This is a genomic window from Alkalibacterium gilvum, assembly GCF_900109085.1.
GTDB classification, from domain to species: domain Bacteria; phylum Bacillota; class Bacilli; order Lactobacillales; family Carnobacteriaceae_A; genus Alkalibacterium; species Alkalibacterium gilvum.
In genome coordinates, this window is the sequence record NZ_FNYW01000090.1 from 1 (window position 1) to 1,159 (window position 1,159).

Below are 1,159 nucleotides of genomic sequence, written 5' to 3' on the forward strand. Positions count from 1 at the left end.
TTTTTTATTTAAAAAGGATTTAGAGCCTTTCTTTTTTGGCATATTCAGTATCCATCCTTTCTTAATTATTTTTTAATGATCGGTAATTTAAATAAGTATTTTCCTAATAATTCATTTTCACTTACCGTTTCAATTTCATGCATTCTTGAATCAATGGACTTTTTCCGATTATCTCCCATTATGAAAAAATTATTTTCTTGAACTGTGTAAGGAAATTTAATATTGTAAGGTTCTATACTTTTTGATTGAATATATGGTTCATATAAAAACTCATCATTTACAAAAACATTGCCATTTTGATCAATATTTACTTTTTCATTTGAACTCGCAATAATTCTTTTAATTAATACTTTATCCTCCTGTTCAAAAACTATAATATCACCCGATTCATAGCTGTTAGATTTAATAGCTACGATATAATCCTCTTTGTTTAAGTTAGGAGACATCGAATCATTGACCACTCTGAAATACATAAAAAAGTAATTAATAGTCAGATATAATAACAATATAATTATTAGTGATATTAATATTTTTTTTGCTTTATTTTCTTTCATTTTATATCCTTTTTATTCATTTATAATCTTACCTAAAAAAACCTTTAATAACGCATGTTATCGCACCATACCATACCATACCAGCAGTGAATGTCAATCAAATACTGATATATCTTTTAATATCTCAGATACTTCTTTAAAACTCTTTCTTTTAATCTAAAACAGCCTATTAGCTACATTAAATACTATCAAATAAAAGTGGAAAGCGTCATGGAATAATTGTTCTTTGATATTTTGTTGAACATATTCCTTTGGCTAATTCTATTTGAGTCATTTGTCTTGAAATTTTTTTCTTTTATTATTTTCCCTATCATATTCAGCGTCTCCTTTAAATATTTATTTGTCTAAAATAATTGAGATAGTAGACTAAGAGCTTACAACCTACAATTTAAATAAGCTTCTTTGTACTAATTATGCTGATTAATCAAATTATAAATATAGATAGAAATACCTAAACCAAACGGCCAGTTAAAGTTCATTCAGACACTTCCAATCATTTTATTTTTTTATTATTTAGTTTGTCAACTTAAGCTAGACAACTTCCAATCTGGTACGTGTTCCAAAAATACTTCAACGGGTGTTTTATAGTCTAACGATTTTCTAGG

General features: G+C 26.1%; 1 protein-coding gene. It reads right to left on the bottom strand.

The genetic code is table 11. The annotated features are described in order from the left end of the window. Positions 1–65: 65 nt before the first annotated feature. The gene (gene lepB / locus BMX83_RS10670; protein ID WP_091636860.1) at positions 66–554 is read right to left on the bottom strand and encodes a signal peptidase I; all 489 of its coding nucleotides are present in this window, start codon (positions 552–554) and stop codon (positions 66–68) included. Between the last annotated feature and the right edge of the window lie 605 nt (positions 555–1,159).